Origin of the sequence: Halorussus litoreus (genome assembly GCF_003382685.1) — an archaeon.
GTDB lineage: Archaea > Halobacteriota > Halobacteria > Halobacteriales > Haladaptataceae > Halorussus > Halorussus litoreus.
On the sequence record NZ_QLVG01000065.1, the window covers coordinates 1 to 18021 of the forward strand.

General features: G+C 68.6%; 16 protein-coding genes. 11 read left to right on the plus strand and 5 right to left on the minus strand.

What is annotated here, in order from left to right:
* Positions 1–167 precede the first annotated feature (167 nt).
* The 3 genes from DPQ64_RS16835 (at position 168) to DPQ64_RS16845 (ending at position 4122) form a co-directional block, all read left to right on the plus strand.
* Positions 168–1688 carry a DUF58 domain-containing protein gene (locus DPQ64_RS16835; protein ID WP_232820616.1) on the plus strand — a complete coding sequence of 507 codons (1521 nt, stop codon included), beginning with the start codon at positions 168–170 and terminating at the stop codon, positions 1686–1688.
* Positions 1685–3205 (plus strand): hypothetical protein, encoded by a 1521-nt coding sequence (locus DPQ64_RS16840; RefSeq protein WP_157971762.1) that lies wholly within the window; start codon positions 1685–1687, stop codon positions 3203–3205. The genes DPQ64_RS16835 and DPQ64_RS16840 overlap by 4 nt, the downstream gene beginning before the upstream one ends.
* Positions 3206–3429: 224 nt before the next feature.
* Positions 3430–4122 (plus strand): GNAT family N-acetyltransferase, encoded by a 693-nt coding sequence (locus tag DPQ64_RS16845; protein ID WP_115865471.1) that lies wholly within the window; start codon positions 3430–3432, stop codon positions 4120–4122.
* A gap of 97 nt (positions 4123–4219) precedes the next feature.
* Here the strand turns inward: DPQ64_RS16845 and DPQ64_RS16850 are convergent, their stop codons facing one another.
* Complete coding sequence (locus DPQ64_RS16850; RefSeq protein WP_115865472.1) at positions 4220–4783, minus strand: HalX domain-containing protein; 564 nt, start codon at positions 4781–4783, stop codon at positions 4220–4222.
* 202 nt (positions 4784–4985) lie between these two features.
* On the opposite strand from DPQ64_RS16850, the gene DPQ64_RS16855 reads away from it, so the two are divergent.
* The gene (locus tag DPQ64_RS16855) at positions 4986–5285 is read left to right on the plus strand and encodes a MarR family transcriptional regulator (RefSeq protein ID WP_115865473.1); all 300 of its coding nucleotides are present in this window, start codon (positions 4986–4988) and stop codon (positions 5283–5285) included.
* A gap of 292 nt (positions 5286–5577) precedes the next feature.
* Here DPQ64_RS16855 and DPQ64_RS16860 read toward each other — a convergent pair whose 3' ends face one another.
* Positions 5578–6318, minus strand: a complete 741-nt coding sequence (locus DPQ64_RS16860; protein ID WP_115865474.1) for a hypothetical protein — start codon at positions 6316–6318, stop codon at positions 5578–5580.
* A gap of 232 nt (positions 6319–6550) precedes the next feature.
* Here DPQ64_RS16860 and DPQ64_RS16865 point away from each other — a divergent pair, with 232 nt between their 5' ends.
* Positions 6551–6790 carry a hypothetical protein gene (locus DPQ64_RS16865; RefSeq protein ID WP_115865475.1) on the plus strand — a complete coding sequence of 80 codons (240 nt, stop codon included), beginning with the start codon at positions 6551–6553 and terminating at the stop codon, positions 6788–6790.
* A gap of 170 nt (positions 6791–6960) precedes the next feature.
* Here DPQ64_RS16865 and DPQ64_RS16870 read toward each other — a convergent pair whose 3' ends face one another.
* On the minus strand, positions 6961–8631 hold the full coding sequence (locus tag DPQ64_RS16870) for a protein kinase domain-containing protein (protein WP_115865476.1): 1671 nt from the start codon (positions 8629–8631) through the stop codon (positions 6961–6963).
* Between the two features lie 518 nt (positions 8632–9149).
* Between DPQ64_RS16870 and DPQ64_RS16875 the strand changes: the two genes are divergently transcribed.
* Together DPQ64_RS16875 and DPQ64_RS16880 are read left to right on the plus strand one after the other, a co-directional pair.
* The gene (locus DPQ64_RS16875) at positions 9150–9362 is read left to right on the plus strand and encodes an RING finger protein (protein ID WP_115865477.1); all 213 of its coding nucleotides are present in this window, start codon (positions 9150–9152) and stop codon (positions 9360–9362) included.
* An 84-nt stretch (positions 9363–9446) separates the two neighbouring features.
* Positions 9447–9836 (plus strand): DUF4112 domain-containing protein, encoded by a 390-nt coding sequence (locus DPQ64_RS16880; protein WP_115865478.1) that lies wholly within the window; start codon positions 9447–9449, stop codon positions 9834–9836.
* A gap of 15 nt (positions 9837–9851) precedes the next feature.
* Here the strand turns inward: DPQ64_RS16880 and DPQ64_RS16885 are convergent, their stop codons facing one another.
* Positions 9852–11066, minus strand: coding sequence for an NAD(P)/FAD-dependent oxidoreductase (locus tag DPQ64_RS16885; RefSeq protein WP_115865479.1), 1215 nt, complete (start codon positions 11064–11066; stop codon positions 9852–9854).
* Positions 11067–11300: 234 nt separating this feature from the next.
* Here DPQ64_RS16885 and DPQ64_RS16890 point away from each other — a divergent pair, with 234 nt between their 5' ends.
* Positions 11301–12113 (plus strand): CPBP family intramembrane glutamic endopeptidase, encoded by an 813-nt coding sequence (locus DPQ64_RS16890; protein ID WP_115865480.1) that lies wholly within the window; start codon positions 11301–11303, stop codon positions 12111–12113.
* 81 nt (positions 12114–12194) lie between these two features.
* Here the strand turns inward: DPQ64_RS16890 and DPQ64_RS16895 are convergent, their stop codons facing one another.
* Positions 12195–13862 carry an alpha-amylase family protein gene (locus DPQ64_RS16895; protein ID WP_115865481.1) on the minus strand — a complete coding sequence of 556 codons (1668 nt, stop codon included), beginning with the start codon at positions 13860–13862 and terminating at the stop codon, positions 12195–12197.
* A 130-nt stretch (positions 13863–13992) separates the two neighbouring features.
* Here DPQ64_RS16895 and DPQ64_RS16900 point away from each other — a divergent pair, with 130 nt between their 5' ends.
* The 3 genes from DPQ64_RS16900 to DPQ64_RS16910 all read left to right on the plus strand — a co-directional run bounded on the left by DPQ64_RS16900 (position 13993) and on the right by DPQ64_RS16910 (position 17901).
* The gene (locus tag DPQ64_RS16900; protein WP_115865482.1) at positions 13993–15105 is read left to right on the plus strand and encodes a zinc-dependent alcohol dehydrogenase family protein; all 1113 of its coding nucleotides are present in this window, start codon (positions 13993–13995) and stop codon (positions 15103–15105) included.
* Between the two features lie 315 nt (positions 15106–15420).
* The gene (locus DPQ64_RS16905; RefSeq protein WP_115865483.1) at positions 15421–16707 is read left to right on the plus strand and encodes a hypothetical protein; all 1287 of its coding nucleotides are present in this window, start codon (positions 15421–15423) and stop codon (positions 16705–16707) included.
* Positions 16708–16854: 147 nt separating this feature from the next.
* On the plus strand, positions 16855–17901 hold the full coding sequence (locus DPQ64_RS16910; protein ID WP_115865484.1) for an ArsR/SmtB family transcription factor: 1047 nt from the start codon (positions 16855–16857) through the stop codon (positions 17899–17901).
* The last annotated feature ends 120 nt before the right edge of the window (positions 17902–18021 follow it).

Sequence of the window (18021 nt, forward strand, 5' to 3'; positions counted from 1 at the left end):
GGCGGCGGTCGCGACGCGACCGCCGCCGCCCGCGCGAGCGAGCGTAGAGTGAGTGACGGGTCGCGGGACGCGGCGGGCGAGAGATCGCGGGACGCGCCAAGCGAGAGCGCCGGAGCGTTCGAGAGCGAAGGATCACCGTCCACGCCGACCGCCGAGGAGGTGTCCCGATGAGCCTCGCGTCGGAGATCGCCGTCCTGCTCGGATTCGGCGTCCTCGTTGCGGTCTACTACGCCGCGTTCGACGTGACCCGAGCGCGAGCGAGCCCCGCGTCCGCGAGAGCCGCCCGGAAAGACGCGGAGGCCGCTGAAACGGGGAAGGGCGGGACCGCCGAGGACGCCAGCGACGAGATGGACGCCGAGGATGCTGACTCCGCGGACGACGCGGCGACAGACAGCGATGAAGACGACTCGGTCGTCAGGACCACCGGCCCGCGCTGGGCCCCCGGCACGACAGTCGGGCTGCTCGCCGGGGCCGCGGGGCTGCTTACGAACAATACCACCGTCTTCCTCGCCGGGGTCGTCGGCTTCGCGTACACGGCCTACCGGTCCGGCACCGAGCCGCCCGACCCCGACCTCTCGGCCGAGCGCGAGATCGACGACCGGTCGCCCGCGCCGAGTCGCGAGATCGAGGTGACGCTGACTGTCCGAAACGACGGCGAGACGACCGTGCCCGACCTCCGGATCGTCGACGGCGTGCCCGAGAAGCTGGCGGTGACCTCGGGGTCGCCGCGGTTCTGCACCGGCCTGCGCCCCGGTGAGTCGGCGTCGTTCTCCTACCGGGTCCGCGCTCGCCGGGGCACCCACGAGTTCGGCGCGACGACGCTGGTCGCTCGGAACGTCAGCGGGAGCGCCGAGCGACGATTCCGGCGGGAGATTCCGGCCACCGTCACGAGCGAGTCCCGGCCCGGTGACGTTCCGCTCCCGGCCGATACCTCCTCGCATCCAGGTCACATCACGACCGACTCCGGGGGCGAGGGCGTCGAGTTCTACGCCACGCGTGAGCACCACCCGAGCGACCCCCCCAGCCGCATCGACTGGAAGCGGTACGCCCGGACCCGCGAGCTGACCACCGTGGAGTTCCGCGAGACGCGGGCCGCGACCGTGATGGTCGTCGTGGACGCCAGACGCGCCGCCCACGTCGCCCGGCGGGACGGCGAACCCGACGCGGTCGCGCTCTGTGAGTACGTCGCCGAGCGGCTCGCGGGGTCACTGCTCCGGCGCAACGACCGGGTCGGCCTCGCGGTGTACGGCCCGCCGGAGGCGTACCTCGCGCCGGGCGGCGGCGACGAGCAGAGCGCCCGCGTCCGGGCGACGCTCCGCGACGCCGACACCCCATTCGAGCCTCAGCCGGTGGGGCTATTCCGCGAGCGACGGCGGAGCCGCACCAACGAGACGCGATTCGACACCCTGCGCAAGCGGATGCCCGCCGCGTCGCAGGTCATCTTCCTCTCGCCGATGGCCGACGACTTCGCTGCCGACGTGGCCAAGCGCTTCCGGGCGTACGGCCACGCGGTGACGGTGCTCAGCCCGGACGTGAGTGGTGACACCCCCGGCGGATCGGTCGAGGGTATCGAACGGGCCGAACGGCTCTCGTCCGTGCGAGAGAGCGACGTTCGCGTGGTCGACTGGTCGCCGGACGAACCGCTCCGCAACGCCGTGGAGGCGGCGACCGCGAGGTGGTCGTCGTGAGCCGCGCGCGAGACGACTCCGGCGGGCCCGACTACCCGCGCGCACCCGACTACCGGGCGAGCGGGTTCGGCGGGACGCTCGCAGTGCTGGTCGCGGTCGTGGCCGGAATCGGCCTCGGGCTCGCGGACGGCTCGCTCTCGGCCGTCCTCGCGTGTCTCGGGGGCGCGACGCTGGCCGCGCTGGGCGTCCGGGCGAGCCAGTCGGGGACCAACGCCCGCCGTGCCGCGGGGAGCGCGGGCGTCGTCGCCGGGGCTGTCGCGTTCGCCGGTGTCGCCGCCTTCGACGGCGGCGCGGTCCCGCTGTTGGTCGGGGTTTCCGTCGCGGCGGCCGCGACGAACGCGACCGTCTCGCTCGACGACAAGGTCGAGGTGCCCGCGGTGGGAACTGCTAGGCGCTCGGCGACCGTCCTCTCGGTCGGGGCGGTCGCGTCAGTAGGGTTGTACGCCGGCGTCTTCTCGGGGGTTGCAGGGTTCACCGTCGAGGCGCTCGCCGCAGTCGTCACGGCGAACGAACTGGTCGCGCTGCTCGCGCTACAGGTCGAGGTGCTGCTGATCGCCGAACTGCTGCATCGGGCCGTCCCGATACTCGACACGTGGCTCCCGGAGGGTAGGGAGCTTCGGGAGGCCGCACTCGACCGGCTCGACTTTAGGGTCGAGGACCTGCCCCGGGAGTACGTCGCGTTCCTCGTCCTGCAGGTCGTGCTCGCGCTCACGGCGTGGGGGCCGCGGTGGTTCGACGCGTTCCTCGGCTCGCTGTCGGTGTTCGGGACTGGAATCCGGCTGTTGCTCGGCTCCGGCGTGCTCCACGCCGCGCTCGGCGCGGTCGTGCTCGCGCTGGTCGGCGTGCTCGTCGCCCGCGCGGGCCAACTCCTCGTCGTCGCGTGGGCAGGTAACGACCCACCGGGAGCGCTCGCCCGCTCTGCCGGCGGCATCTCGGCGCTCGCCGTCACAGCAGTCCTCGGACTTCCGCCGCTCGCGGGCGCGGTCGCCGCGACCGCGCCCGCGAGCGGCGGCGTCGATTTCGCAGGGACGATCAGCACCTTCGGCGCGACGGCGACATTCGCCGGCGGGACCGCCGCGGTCCTCTTCGGTGTCGTCTTCGCGTCGTTCGTCCTCGATGCGGTCGTTCGCCCGTGGGTCGTCACCAGTGGGGCCACCGGCTTCGCGGTCGCGGGAGCAGCGCTGGCGGTCGCGTCGCTAGTCGCGGCCGAGGCCGGCGGGGACGCACTCGCCGTCTTCGCCGGCGTCGCGGCCGCGCTGGCGGTCCACGACCTCGGGAGCAACGCTGTCGAGCTCGGCGCGCAGGTCGGCCCAGCGGGCGAGACGCGAACCGGCGAGACGGCCCACGCGGTAGCCACGCTGGCGGTCGGCACTGGCGGAGTCGCGCTGGCGACGCTGACCGCGTTCGCGATGGGCTCGTGGTCGGCCTCGGTACGCGCGTGGCGGGCCCGACTCGCGGTCGCGCTCCTCCTGCTCAGCGTGCTGTGTTTCGCGGTGCTGGTCGGGCGCGAGGAGTGAACTCGATTCAGATTTTGGTGCTCCGCAGTTTCGGCCGGAGGGACGACTACCCTGTTTCGCCCGGTGGAATGGCAACCCTGTTTCGCCGGTGGAACAGTCGTAACCCTGGCGGACTGAAAGGGCGAGGCGACTCGCGGGCCGCAGGCCCGTGGTCGTCTCCTCCATCCGACCAGACCAGCGTATCCGGCCGAAGGTCCCAAACTTCCGGAACCCCAACGGTCCACGTGTTCCCCGAGGAGATCGCCACCGAACGGCTCCGACTCCGGCGACTCAACCGCGAGAACGTGCCGACTATGCGGCTCTACGACCACATGCGCGCCGAAGCGCCCGGCATGGAGGAGGTCCGCGACTACGTCCTGTGGGACCCCCACGAGAGCCCGCGGGACACCCACGAGTACCTCGCGACCGTCGAGGAACAGTGGGACGACCGCGAGCAGGCGACCTACGCCATCCATCCAGACGAGTTCGAGGAGTCAGTGGGAGCAAACGGTGACCGCGAGGGCCAAACGAGTGACGAAAACTCGGTCGAGACGCCGGAGATCGCGGGCACGACGAACCTCCACCTCGATTGGGAGCGCCAGTCGGCAGAACTCGGCATCTGGCTCCGGAAGGCGTTCTGGGGTCGGGGGTACTCCGGCGAGCGCGCGGCCGCCCTGCTGGAACTTGCCTTCGACCGACTCGACCTCGAAGTCGTCGGCGCGTCCCACCGCGACGGGAACGACCGGTCGCGCCGTGCCATCGAGAAGTACGTCGAGGCGTTCGGCGGCCAGTACGACGGCCTGCTGCGCAACTTCGTGCCGACCGACGATGGGGTGCGGGACCTCCATCGGTTCACCGTCACCCGCGACCAGTACCGGGAGGCCGTCGAAGGTGCGAGCGACGGAGCGCGGATGCCGAGTACCAGCGACAGCTCGTAAACCACATTACGGTTCATCTAAATGTGCGCGAACGGCTGACTCTGGTGAACGCTGAACGAAACCGGCAAAGGAATCGCCCCAGAGTCAGAAAGTCACTTCAGATGTCTTGGAACGCGCCGACGAAGTCGTCGTGGTCGTCGAGTTCGTCGCGTGTAGCGTCGACCTCGGTCCGGAGCTGGTCGATATTCGTCTGCAGCTCGGCGTAGTCGTCGTTGGCCTCGAGGGCCGACGGGTCCTTCTCGGCTTCGAGAACCGCCTTCTTCGAAACGAGTGAGAAGTATTTCTGGAGCTTCGCGCCGTAGTCGACGCGCGTGAGCATCTTCTCGACGGTCATGAGAAGGTCGTCGCGCGCGACGGGCTTGACGAGGTAGTCGTCGAACCCCATCTCCAGAATGTCGAAGTCGGGCTTGACCGCCGTCACCATCACCACGCGACAGTCGAGTTCACGGGTCCGGATCTCGTCGAGCACGTCGTCGCCGGACTGGCCCGGCATTCGACGGTCGAGCAGGACGACGTCGACGGTGTCGTCGAGTACGTCGAGGGCGTTTTCGCCCTCGTAGGCACTCAGTACGCGGTACTCGTCCTGCAGCCACATCGTGTAAAGGTCGGCAACATCCTGTTCGTCGTCGACGACGAGGACGGTAGATTGCTCCGGGGACATGGTCGTGTCTTCCGCGACTCTTGTAACGGCGAGTTACTTAGTGAATCATGCGAGAAGATATACTTATATCTTGTGGTCGGCGGGAGGAAACGATTCGAAACCGTCCCTTTTGTTCAATTCTGACATACTTTTTATCCAACGAAATTATCGTAATAATTAACTAGGGGTAGCTCGTAGCCCCGAGTGGATATGTCGAAGACCAGTGATCGCTTTTGCCACGGGCAGTGACCCAGACACGACGCCGGAAGAACGGTTCGAGCGACTCGTCGACCTGCCGCCGAGTTCGAAACTCGTCCACAAAGTCCTAGAGGAGGAAGCACCGCTGACCCAGCGACAGATACGCACGCGGGCGCTCCTCCCGGCGCGGACGACCCGGGACGCGCTCGCCAAACTCAAAGCGGAGGGGCTGGTCGAAGAGCGGATGTACGTCCCCGACGCGCGAAAGCGACTGTACACTCCGCTGTCGATCACAGTTCCGGACGAAGTGGACCTCAGCGAGTAGCCGCCTCGCGGAACACCCTTTTAAAGAAGCGCTATACCATGCAGTACAGCTATACTCGTACCGTACACAGTTGTAGGTACGCCTGTCGAGGTGGGCCGTCCGGACCGCCATCCGACGACCCTCCACGCGCCGACGGGAGCGGCCCCGGCGTCGCAGGCGAGCGAGTCGTGAAACAACCACTGTGCCTCTGACAACCGGGCGGTCGAACCGCCGCCCTGATTTCCAGCCCCGTAGCCCTCGCTGGCGCGTTCGGTCAAAAAGGGATACCCTCCCCAGTGCCGACTGGCCCTGCTCACGCGGTCGAGAGCCCCAGCACGTTCTGCTGGAGCCGGATGGTCGCGGTGACGAAGAAGCCGGCGACGAGCACGACGAACACGTTCTCAACCGCCTGTACGGTCACGGGGTCGACGCCGACCGTGACCCCGAGGTCCGCGACGCCGAGTACGCCAAGCGAGACCAGCATCGGGATGAGGTGCCGCCGGAGGGTGTCGAGCGAGGTACCGCGGGCCATCGCCTCCAACTTCTCGGCGAACACCACGCCATAGGTCGCGAACGCAACGCTCCCGAGCCCCTTGACGATCCGCGCGACGGCCGACTGGTCGATAGCCAGCACCGCGACCCACTCGACCACGATGATCCCGACGAACGCGAGTTCGAGCCGGCGGAGCGTGGCGAGCGAGAACCGCTGCTCGTCGGGCGAGGGCGTCATCGCCGAGCCGTAGTACACCTCGCGCATCGAGAACGCGAGGAAGACGATGCACAACAGCAGCGCGCCGTGGCCGAACGCGGTCAGCGCGCGCGAGTCGACCACGGTGGCCGCCACGCCGAACACGCCGTACAGCCCGGCGGTCGCCCCCACGAGCCCGAGGTATCGCCAGAACGGCTGTTGGGACTCAAGCCGGTTCAGCCGGAGGTTCAACACCGCGTAGTAGCCGAAGACCCCGGCTGCGGCGGTGATCAGCACCGATCCGAGGAAGTGGACGGTCGCGGCGCTGGCGTCCCCGGCGTGGGCTGTGAGCGGCGCGAGCGCCATGTCTGTCCGGGGACAGGTCGCGAGCCCACTTAAGCGAGGGGGACCGCGGCGGTTTCTGAAGATTTGATAGACAGCGGGGGTCGGCTGAGGAATCAAGCCACCGCCCTGGCGGACTGAACGGGCGAGGCGCGCTTTCGAGGAAACAGTTCCGTGTCCAGCGACGGTCATCGATTCTTCTTCAGCCTAAATCCCCGCCCCGAGATTGAAGCGTCTCGCGCCCGTACGACCGTTCGTGCACTCCCGCGACCCCGACGAGACGGCTTGCCCGGTCTGTGGACAGCCGTACGACCAGCGTATCGTCGTGGAGCGGGGCGACCGCTGGGCGGACGTGTTCGGCGGGCCGCCATTCTCCGTGCTCTCGAAGTACAGCCGATGGTGCGCCAGCCGGATGGACGCCGAGGAGGAGCGCCAGCGCCGCGAGAACGAGCAGGTGGTGTACCTCCACGACGACGCGCCCGCGGGTCGTCGGTAGTCGGGATCGAGCCGTTGGAACTGGGAGCAGAGGACTGTCCCCGCAAAAATCGAGACTGGCAGTCGGTCGGCGGTGCCGCCAGCCGGCGGCACCGTCGACCGACCGCCGCTACCGGATTTTGTCGCGTTTCGAGCGAGTGAGCCAGCCGCAGTGCAGCGCCTTCTCTCGACTCAGCGCTCCCACTCGACTGATGAGCCGTGGTCGTCGAGGATGACCTCCAGTTTGCGCCGGAAGTCCTCGGCCGTCTCGAACCGCGCGCGCTTCTCTTTCGTCAGCGCGCGCTCGACGAGGTCGTCCACCGCGGGCGGCAGCCCCGGCGCGAACGCGCTCGGCGGTTCGGGCTCCTCGCTCGTCACGCGCCGGGCGACGTCTGACGAGTCACCGGTGTACGGCGGACGGCCCGCAAACAGGGCGTAGCAGAGCGCGCCCAGCCCGTACACGTCGGTCGCGGGGTCCGGGTAGCCGAACTCCTCGGGCGCGACGTGCTCCGGCGCGGCGAACCCGGCCGGGACCGGCGGACTTCGCACCGTCGAGACGACCTCCGCCAACCCCCAGTCGGCGACCTTCGGGACGGGCCACGCGCCGAGCACCTGCGAGAGGCCGACCGCGCCGGGACGGAGCCCGCCGTGGACCACTCCGAGACCGTGGGCGTGACACACCGCGGTCGCCAGGCAGTGAGCGTACCAGAGCCCGCGGTCGAAGCCCACGCGCCCGACGTGGTCTCGGAGGGTGCCGCCGTCGGCGTATTCCGTGGCGATCCAGTGGCGCGGGGTGGTCCCGCGCGCGAGCACCGGCAGCACGAAGTCGTGGTCGTCGACGCCCTCCCACGCTCGGAACGCCGTCTCGACCGCGCCGGAGTCGACCCCGAGCTCCGAGCGCAGCGTTCGACCCGCCACGACGACACCCTGATCGTCCGCCGTCCGGGCCGGCGCGCGGGCCTTCATCGCGGTCGTGAGCGGGTCGCCGCCGAGGTCGCCGAGCCGTTCGAGGTCCGCGCGCTGGGCCGTGACCGCTGGCGGTGTCGGAACCTCCCGTGGCGGTCCAAGCATTTCCACCTCGGACTGGTCGTTCTCGCCCAAACCCTCACCGTCGACGTCGTCGCGCTCGTCGGTCTGCCCGCCGGCGGAGGGCACGCTGACAGGGCCGCCGTCGGACTCGTCGGTCGAAGTCACCACGCCGGAGTCGTCGGGAAGCAGGTCGGCAAACTCTTGCGTGGCGGCGACGGTCTGCGGAAAGCCGTCCCCGTCGAGCTTCCGGACGAGTTGGCCGAGCACGTCGGCGGCGTGCTGCTGGATCCATCCATCTTCCTCGCGGACGACCTCGGCGAGTTGGGCCAGCACGGGCTCGGCTGCGTATGGGTACTCGTCGGCCACGCTCGATACCGACAGCACGGCGTTCTCGCGAACGAGTGGGTCCGCGTCGGTCAGCCCGTCCGCGAGCGCGCCGAGCGCGGGCCGGGCGCGCTCGGGGTTATCGTCCGCCACGGTCGCCAGCGCCCACGAGGCTCCCCGACGGACCCACTGGTCGTCGTCGGCGAGGAGCGGTGCGAGTTCGGTGTCGACTGGGAGCCGCCACGACCGCTCGGGAGCCTCGACCGCGAGTTCTGCGAGCCCCCACGCCGCGCTCGCTCGCTCTTCTGGGTCGTCGTCGCCCAGCCTCGCCACGAGGTCGTCGAGCGTTTCGGGGTCCGGCGCATCGCCGTCGCTCGCGCCGGCCCGCGAGCGGGTCGCTTTCCGGACGCGTTCGCGGAGCCGGTCGACTCGTTCGGCGTCGAATTCGGTCTCGGTCTCGGAGTCGCGTGCGCGGTCGGACCCGCCTCCGGGTGGGTCGCCGTCCGGCATCGATACGGGCGTTGGATGTCGGGCAGGCGGTATAAGGGTTCGGTGCGACAGCTCGTTTTCCGGTCTACGTGCGCCGTCCTAACTATCCACCCGGCGCGCGCTGGCGTCTTGGCGAGCGACGTGAGCCACGGCTCGTGGGAGCGTCGCTCCCACGGCGCGAGGTCGGCGAGAGCGGCGCTCCCGTCCGATCCCGGAAATCGTCGATTTCTGGAGACAGCCAAAGGCGAGCAGGACTGTCTGCCGGTGGAGACGACCGCGATGTTGCAGCCACCGAGACTGGGGGGTCTGAGAGACTCCTGCGGTGCCGAGCGGTACCGTGCGGTCGCGGTGCGGTTTCTCCGATGCGCAAGCAGTAGCTGGCTTCGCAGTGCCGTATTCATCTTCTACGGGACGCTCGAACTTCCCGCTGGTCTCGAAAGCTTGCAGCTGCCAGCACCGAAACCCGCCAGAAACACCGAGTCCGTTGCGGTCGTCGCAAAACCTATCACGGCCGAGTGATTCGGACCGAGTGATACAGCATGGCGTTCGGGTCGAGACAGTGGGAGTGCAAAAACTGCGGGCGGAAACACACCTCCGACCGCAAGCAGTGCGTCGAGTGTGGCTACGCCGTGCTGAAGCCCGTCGACCAAGAGGCGCGCGTCGACCGGCTCTCGAACACCCTGTTCGCGCTCGTGCCCGCCATCCTCTCGCTGCTCACGATGGGGCTGCTGGCGTGGGTGCTGTTCTTCTAAGCGAAGCTGACCGACCGCCCCGGTATCCGCCTGCAAGCCCCCGTAGCCAGCAGAGCTTTGCGTCACCACGTCGTCCTTGCGTCCATGAGTCTCGGACCAGACGAAAGCGGCCAGCCCATCGAAGTCTCGGTCGAGGACGAACCGCCGGGGATGGAGCGCGTCCGCGCGCTCAGCCGGCTGCTCGACGAGGCCGTCGAGATCCCGGTGGTCAACTACCGGGTCGGACTCGACCCGATCCTCGGCATCCTCCCGGTCGGCGGCGACGCGGTCGCGGCGGGCCTCTCGCTGTACATCGTCGCCGAGAGCGCGCGAATGGGAGCCTCGCAGGATACGCTGATGAAGATGGTGTTCAACGTGCTCGTCGACGCGGTCATCGGCTCGATTCCGGTCCTCGGCACCCTCGTCGACGCGGTGTGGAAGGCCAACGAGCGCAACGTCGCCCTGCTGGAGGAAGAGCTCAGTAGGACAGCGTAATCCGGCTCGCTCGATTCACGCCACGTTTCGTTCGACGCGGCCGTCGCCAGCCTCGTCGTCGCCGTTTTCGAACCGCCGACTCGACAGACCATCCACATCCACCAGCGACGCCTCGCCGTCGAGGCAGAGCTCCGCGACCAGTTTGCCGGTCGCGGGGGCGTGCTGGAACCCGTGGCCCGAGAACCCCGCTGCGGTGACCAGCCCGGGAACCGTCTCCTCCACAATAGGATGATGATCGGGTGTCACCGCGTACAGCCCGGCCCAGCCCCGCCGGATGCGCGTGTCGCCGCCGAAGTAGGTCGCGCAGTCGGCCGCGCGCTCGACCGCGGTCGCGGCCCACGGGAGGTCCATCGACTCCGAGTAGGCGTCGGGTTCCATGTCGGGGTCCTCGCTCGCGGGTCGTTCCTCCCCGCTCGCATTCGAGGAACTTCGTTCCTCGCTCGCGAAGTGACCACCCACGAGCGCGGCACCGTCGCGCTCCGGCCGGAAGTACGACCCCGTGTCGAGGTCGATGGTCAGGGGCACGTCCTCGGACACCGGCTGGCTCGGGTCGACCACCGCGATCTGACGGCGGCGCGGGTGAATCGGCAGATCGATGCCCGCGAACGCCGCGACCTCGCTTGCCCACGCGCCCGCCGCGTTGACGACGAAGTCCGCGTCGATTCGCCCGGCGTCGGTCTTCACGCCGACGACCTCGTTGCTATCGTCAGTCAGAACATCGGTGACCGCGGTCTTCGTCCGAATGTCGACCCCCGCCTCGCGGGCGGCCTCGGCGTAGCCCTGCACCGCGAGATTGGGGTCGGCGAAGCCGTCGTCGGCGTTGTACGTCGCGGCCACGAACTCCTCGTCGCGCAGTCCCGGGCAGTGTTCGATTGCCTCTGCGGGGTCGAGGAACTCGCTGTCGACCCCGAGGTCGTTCTGCATCGCGACGTTCTCGCGGAACTGCTCGGCCGTCTCGGCGGTGCGCGCGAGGAACAGGTAGCCCGGTTTGCGGTGGGCGATGTCGACGCCGAATCGGTTCTCGAACTCGTCCCACACTTCTTTGCTGGCCTCCGAGAGTCGGACGTTGACTGCGGTCGAGAACTGCGACCGGATGCCGCCCGCCGAGCGCGCGGTGCTGCCTGCCCCGAGCGACCCTTTCTCGTAGAGGCTCACGTCCGCGCCGCCCCGCGCGAGCGAGTAGGCCGACGACAGGCCGACGATTCCGCCACCCACGATGACGACGTGCATGCTCGAAAGTCATCTGTCGAATGGGATAAGTGTGCTGCCGACGACCCACGCGGGAGTTTTGGTGTTCGATAGCACGAGTTCGTTGTCGGAGATTAGCGGGGGAAGTTCGGTAGGGACGGAGAGTTGCCTCACCAGAACGGCGCGATGGGCTACAAATCACGAAGAGGACACCGAATTGGATCGGTCAGCCCGAATCACCGAAATTTATATAATTCAGATGGATATTCTGCGGCGATGGTAAGGGCGCTGATTCGACGCCATCAACTGATGGCGTTTGTCCTCGTGGCGTTCGGTTGGACGTGGTCTTGGGACGCCATCTACTACTCTCTCGGTTGGTGGGAGACCCTCCCGGTTACCTTTCCCCGGCAGTGGGGGCTCCCTATAGCCGTAGTCGTCGTACTGTGGGCAGGCGATAGATCACTACGGACGTGGACGGAGAGGGCGCTCGATTTGTGGGTTCACCCCGGGTTGTATCTCGTTGCCGTGCTCGTCCCGTTCGTGATCACGAACGTACAACAAGTTGTCCGAGCGGTTGGCGGCGGAACGCTGGCCTATGCCCCTCCGGCGTCATTGCCTGTTATGACGCTGTTTCTCGTGGCCAACGTCGGTCTGTTCGGAGGGGTGGAAGAGCTCGGTTGGCGAGGCTTCCTACAGCCACGACTACAAGAGCGTGTGTCGGTGCTAACCGCGGGACTCGGGATTGGAGTCCTGTGGTGGGCGTGGCACCTGCCGCTGTTCTTTAGCGGCAAAGCGGCTTTCTCTCCCGACCCGGTACCGCTGCTGACGTACACTACCTTCATCGTCGGAGCAGCAATCGTACTCGGGGCATTCGTCAACGTCACTGGCGGCAAGGTGCTCCCAGTGATGTTGATGCACGCCACGGTCAATGTCGGTGCGATCTTGGAGGGAACGGGGGGTCTGCTGGCGGGATCCGAGTTACTCCCTTTAGTCATCGGTTCGGGACTGTGGTGGCTGATCGTTGCCGTGCTCGTCCTCCGAAACGGACGGGAGCTGGTAGCGGAATCCACAGTCGAACCGGTGTCGTGACCCCGTGATCGACTCACGGCTGTCTCTTTGTATTCCCTCACGTAGGTTTGGTAGCCTTACTGCCGACGGCTACCTCACCAGCTACCGTCCCTCGCCCACTCGGACCCAACAATAGCCGTGCGGGTCGAGGTGGAACCGCCAGTCGCCCGCCGAATCGACCTCGAACTCCGCGCCGCCGTTGTGGCCGAACAGCCGGACGGGGTCGCCGTCGAGCGCCAGCGAGACGGCGACCTGCTCGTCGGCGAGGTTGTGGACCGCCACGAGGTCGCTCCCGCCGTCGGAGTCCCCGCCGTGGCCGACCATCCGGTGGGCGAACACTGCGGGGGAGTCCGTGTCGAGGACTTCACAGTCGCCGCGGCCGATCTCCGGGCACTCCTCGCGGACCCTGACGAGCCGGGAGAACCACTGGAACAGCGAGTCCGGGTCGCCGCGCTGGGCCGCGACGTTGACCGACTCGTACCCGAACTCGCCGCCGGAGATCACCGGCCGCACGAGGTCGGCTTGGTCGGCCGACGAGAAGCCGGCGTTGGGGTCGTCGGACCACTGCATCGGCGTGCGCACCGCGTTCCGGCCGGCGAGCGAGAGGTCCTCGCCCATGCCGATCTCGTCGCCGTAGACGACGAGCGGGATGCCCGGCAGCGAGAACAGCAGGCTGTAGGTGAGTTCGATTCGGTCCCGATCACCCCCCAGCATCGGCGCGAGGCGACGCCGGATGCCCCGGCCGTAGATGCGCATCGCTTCGTCGGGCGCGAACGCCTCGAACACCGTCTGCTGGTCGGCGGCGGGCAGTCGGCCGAGGTTGAGCTCGTCGTAGTTTCGGACGAAGTTGGCCCACTGGCCGGTCCCCGGCGGGTCCGGCACGAGATCCACCACGCGCCGGATGGGCTCGGCCTCGCCCTCGGCGAGCGCGAGCACGAGGTGGGCCGACAGCAGGAAGTTCATCATGACGTTAATCTCGTCGCCGTCATCGCCGAAGTAGGCCGCGAGGTCCGCGGGGTCGTCGTCGGCCTCCGCGAGCAGGATGGCGTCCTCGCCCCGGCGCTCGACGAACTGGCGCATGTCCCGGAGCACGCCGTGCGGGTCGTCGAGTTTCGTCGATTCCAGCCCGCCCTTGTTGTCGATCATCAGCGTGGCGGCGTCGACCCGGAAGCCCGAGACGCCGAGTTCGAGCCAGAAGCCCATGATCTTGCGGATCTCCTCGCGCACCGCCGGATTGGCGGTGTTCAGGTCTGGCTGGAAGTGGTAGAACCGGTGGTAGTAGAACGCCTCGGCCGCCTCGTCGTAGCTCCAGACGGCGTCCTCCTCGCCGGGGAACACCGGCCCGCGATGGGGGTCCGGTTCCTCCGGCGGGTCGCCGCGCCAGACGTAGTAGTCCCGATACGGCGAGTCGGGGTCGGCCCGCGCGCGCTGGAACCACGGATGCTGGTCGGACGTGTGGTTGACCACCAGATCGACGATGACCCGGATGCCCCGGTCGTCCGCGGCGTGGACGAACTCCACGAAGTCCCCGAGCGTGCCGTACGGGTCGTCGACGCCGTAGTAGTCGGCCACGTCGTAGCCGTTGTCGCGGTTCGGCGACGGGTAGAACGGCAGCAGCCAGAGGCAGTCCACCCCGAGCGACTGGAGGTAGTCCAACCGGTCGGTCAGCCCCCGGAAGTCGCCCACCCCGTCGCCGTCCCCGTCGGCGAACGCCTCGACGTCGATCGCGTAGAACGTCGCGTTCTCGTACCACCGGTCTTTTGTCCGCATCAAAAACCCCCGTACACCGTCTCTCGACGGCGAGACGGAAAACTGTCGTGGGAGCCGACACCGACTGATGGCGGGTGTCGTTCCTGCCACGACCCACCGATTTAACCGCCTCCGCCCGTATCGACGCCCCATGAGAGCAGCAGTCCTGACCGCGTACGGCGAGCCCCTCGAAATCGAGGACGTGCCCGCCCCCGACCCCGCCGACCACGGCGTCGTGGTCGAGACCGAAGCCTGTGGCGTCTGCCGGAGCGACTGGCACGCGTGGAAGGGCCACGGTGAGTGGGCCGACGATCAGGTGCCGGAGGGCCAGATCCTCGGCCACGAACCGGCCGGCACCGTAGTCGAAACCGGCTCGCGCGTCGAACGCGTCCGCGAGGGCGACCGCGTCGCGGTGCCGTTCAACCTCGGCCGCGGGGAGTGCGAGCACTGCCGGAACGGCCACGGGAACGTCTGCGAGGACGGCCTCGCGCTCGGCTTCGAGGCCGACGCCCCCGGCGCGTTCGCCGAGCGGGTCCACGTGCCGTACGCCGACTACAACGCAGTACACCTGCCCGACGGGGTCACCCCTACGGAGATGGCGAGCCTCGGCTGTCGATTCGGCACGGCGTACCACGGTCTCGCCCACCGCGCCGACCTCGCGCCGGGCGACTGGGTCGCGGTCCACGGCTGCGGCGGCGTCGGCCTCTCGGCGGTCCACGTCGCCGACGCGCTCGGCGCGAACGTCATCGCGGTCGACCTGAACGACGCCGCATTGGCGAAGGCTCGCGAGCTGGGAGCCGACGAGACGGTGGAGGCTAATTCTTCGCAGGACGTGCCGGCCGAAATCGAGGCCATCACGAACGGCAGTGAGCGCGAGCAGGGCGGGCGCGGACCTCGCCGGACCTCGTCCGGCGGTGGCGCCCACGTCTCGGTGGATGCGCTCGGGGTCGCCGAGACGTGCCGCAACTCGGTGGCTTGCCTCCGGGCGCGCGGCCAACACCTCCAGCTCGGGCTGACGACCGACGAGGAGCGCGGCGAGGTGTCGCTGCCCACCGACGCGATGGCGATGAACGAGATAACGTTCCTCGGCTCGCGCGGAATGCCCCCGACCCGGTACGACGAACTCCTCCGGATGGTCGAGCGCGGCACCGTCTCGCCCGCCGACCTCGTCACGCGCGAGGTTGCGCTCGGCGAGGTGCCCGACCGACTCGCGGCGATGGACGACTTCGGCACGGTGGGAATCGAGGTCGTGACCGAGTTCTGAGTCGGTCCGACGCGTTCCGAGTACTCCGATTCAGCCGAGCGTTCTGCCGACGCGTCAGCACTTAACATGCCGGCGCAGCCAGTGTCGGGTCAGATGACCACACTCGACCGCGCCAACGACCCGACTCGAAGGAGGAGACTGAACTGATGACCGACCTCTCCATCGCGGATGTCCTCGACGTGGACTACCCGGGAGCGAACCCTGGACAAGATCGAATCGGCGTTTGGTGACTACCTGCGGTAAGCCGGACCTACGCGCGATTAGCCCGTCCGTCCCGGTGAAAAAGATTTGCAGCGCCACGTCGTGGGACGCTTCATGGGGAACGAACACTCGCGGCGGCAGGTCCTCGGCACGGGGCTCGCGGTCGGGATGGGAGTGGGGCTTTCGGGGTGGTCGCGGCCGACCAGCGAACTCTCCGACGAACACCTCTCCAACGAACTCCGAATCGAGAGCGACGGCGGCGGAATGGCGGCCTACGAGTTCACGGTGACGGGCGACCTCGAACAGGTGGACGACGACGATGAGGTCGACGGCAGTCGGGCGTGGGGACACGTCGGCCCCGAGCGCGGGACCGACACGTTCCGCTACTCTGGGGACCTCGACGGCATCGTGCTTGCGGGACCGGCGACCGCGTTCCGCAACGACAGTAGAATCCAGCTCGGCGGGTTTCCCCACCCCGAGGGGAGCCTCACGAGCGCGAACTTCGACGCGACCTCGGGCTCGGACTCGGACGCGAACGTCCTCCGGATCGAGAGCGACGGCGGCGGCGTCGCGGCCTACGAATTCGCGGTCACCGGCGACGTCTCCCAGCGCGACGACGACGATCAGGTCGGTGGCAACTGGGCGTGGGGCCACGTCGGACCGGACCGGGGCACCGACGAGTTCGAGTTCACGGGGGAGATCGGCCGGTTCGCGCTCGCCGGCCCCGCGTCGGTGTTCCTGAACGGCTCCGCGGTGACACCGGATTCCGGCTCCAGCGATTCCGACCGCGGCCTCCTGCGGGCGAACCCGGACCGCGAGATGACCGCGGTTCCCGATACGCCGCTGCTGTTCGAGGCCGTCGCGCCCGACCACCCGAGCGAGTTCCTCAGCACCGACTGGTACGTCGACGGGCGGGAGTTCGTCGGCCCGGGCACGTTCCACCGACAACTGGGCGGGCGCGGTCGTGCGACTCTGACCTACCCCTTCGACTCGACCGGTCGCCACGAGGTCCACGTCGACGCCTACGAGCGGACGACCGACGGCCAGCGCGGCGATTACGTCGGCACGACCGACTGGCTCGTCGAGGTCGGCGCGGACGGCAACCGCCCGCCGGCAGTCGAACCGGTCGCGCCCGACAGCCCCGTTCCGGTGTCCGGAACCGCCACCGAACGTCGGACGTTCGAGGTGGCCGTCAGCGACCCGGAGGGCGAACTCGACCGCGTGGTGTGGTGGGAGAGCCAGTGCGACTACCTCGTCGCGGTCTCCAGCGTCGAGGGCGCGAACGACGGGGCCGCGCTCTCACTCGCCCCGAGCCAGGGCTGTCCGCTCGGTGCGTGGGCCATCGATCGGAACGGCGCCGTGTCGGAACTGCGGGGCTGGAGCTACGAGTCCGCCGACTGACGCGCCTACCGCTCCACGTTCCGCTAACGTTTCCGATTCCGTTTTCGCTTCCATTTACGTTTGCGTAAACGCATACAGTTCCAGCGCTTCAATCCCGCCGACGCCGCAGGGACAAAATTATATTCCGGGGTCGGGCAACTACACCGTATGGCCAATCTGCTGCCCTCCACCCCCGACTCCAGCGTCGGAGACGACGGGGATCCTCGCGTCATCGGCGTCGACAGCGACGACGCCGACGACCTGCTCGCCGCCCTCCAGTCCGACACCGCCCGGGACCTGCTCGCAGCGCTGTACGACGAGCCCGCGACCCCTTCCGCGCTCGCCGAGGAGATCGATACCTCCATCCAGAACGTCAGGTACCACCTCGAGAAGCTGACCGACGCAGAACTCATCGAGGTCGCCGACACGGTCTACTCCGAGAAGGGCCGCGAGATGAACGTGTACGCACCCGCGGCGAAACCGCTGGTCGTGTTCGCCGGCGGCGAGGACGACGCGCCCGGCCTCGAAGCCGCGCTGTCGCGCCTGCTCGGCGGCCTCGGCGTGCTGGGCCTGTCGAGCCTGCTCGTCCAGCGGCTCGTCACCGGCGGGCCGCTCGCCCCGGGTGTGACGTTCCAGAGCGGCGACTCGGGGGGCGGAGACGTCGGAAGCGGAGCCGCAACCGACGTGAACGCGAGCGCAGACGACGCCGCGACGACCGCCGCGGGCGCGGACGACGCCGCGACGACCGAAGAGTGGGCCGACGCTGGAGCGAACGGGGGCCGAGAGACGACCGCATCGCAGGAGACGACGGTTGCCGAGGAGGCAACCGTGCCCAAGGAAACGACCGCGGCGGACACGACCGAAGGAGACGTGAGCATCTTCGGTGAATCGACCGGGGAGACGACCGCTGAAGCCGCCGAAACCACGGCGGAATCGGCAGGGACCACAGCGGACGCCGCGGAGACGGTGGAAGCGGCCACCCGCACCGTGACCGAGAGCGCGGAGACGACCCGCGTCGTCGAGGAGACCACGGTCGCGACCGACCAACCGCAGGCCACCGAGGCGATGGAGACTACCGAGCAGGCGCTGACGACGACCGTCACCGAGGCCGCGGACGCGGCGACGGGCGGTCTCGAACCGGGACTGCTCTTCTTCGCGGGCGGCCTCGTCGTCCTCGCGGCGGTCGGGGTCGCGTGGTATCTCCGCGCGCGCTGATCGACCGACCCGCTTCGTTCCCCTCGCGAAACGCCCCGCGGTCCGCCACGGTTCCTATCGCTTTTCCGTGAAATTTCCCGCGTAGCCCCCGGTTCGGACGGAGAATCGGTGGGTCTTTTG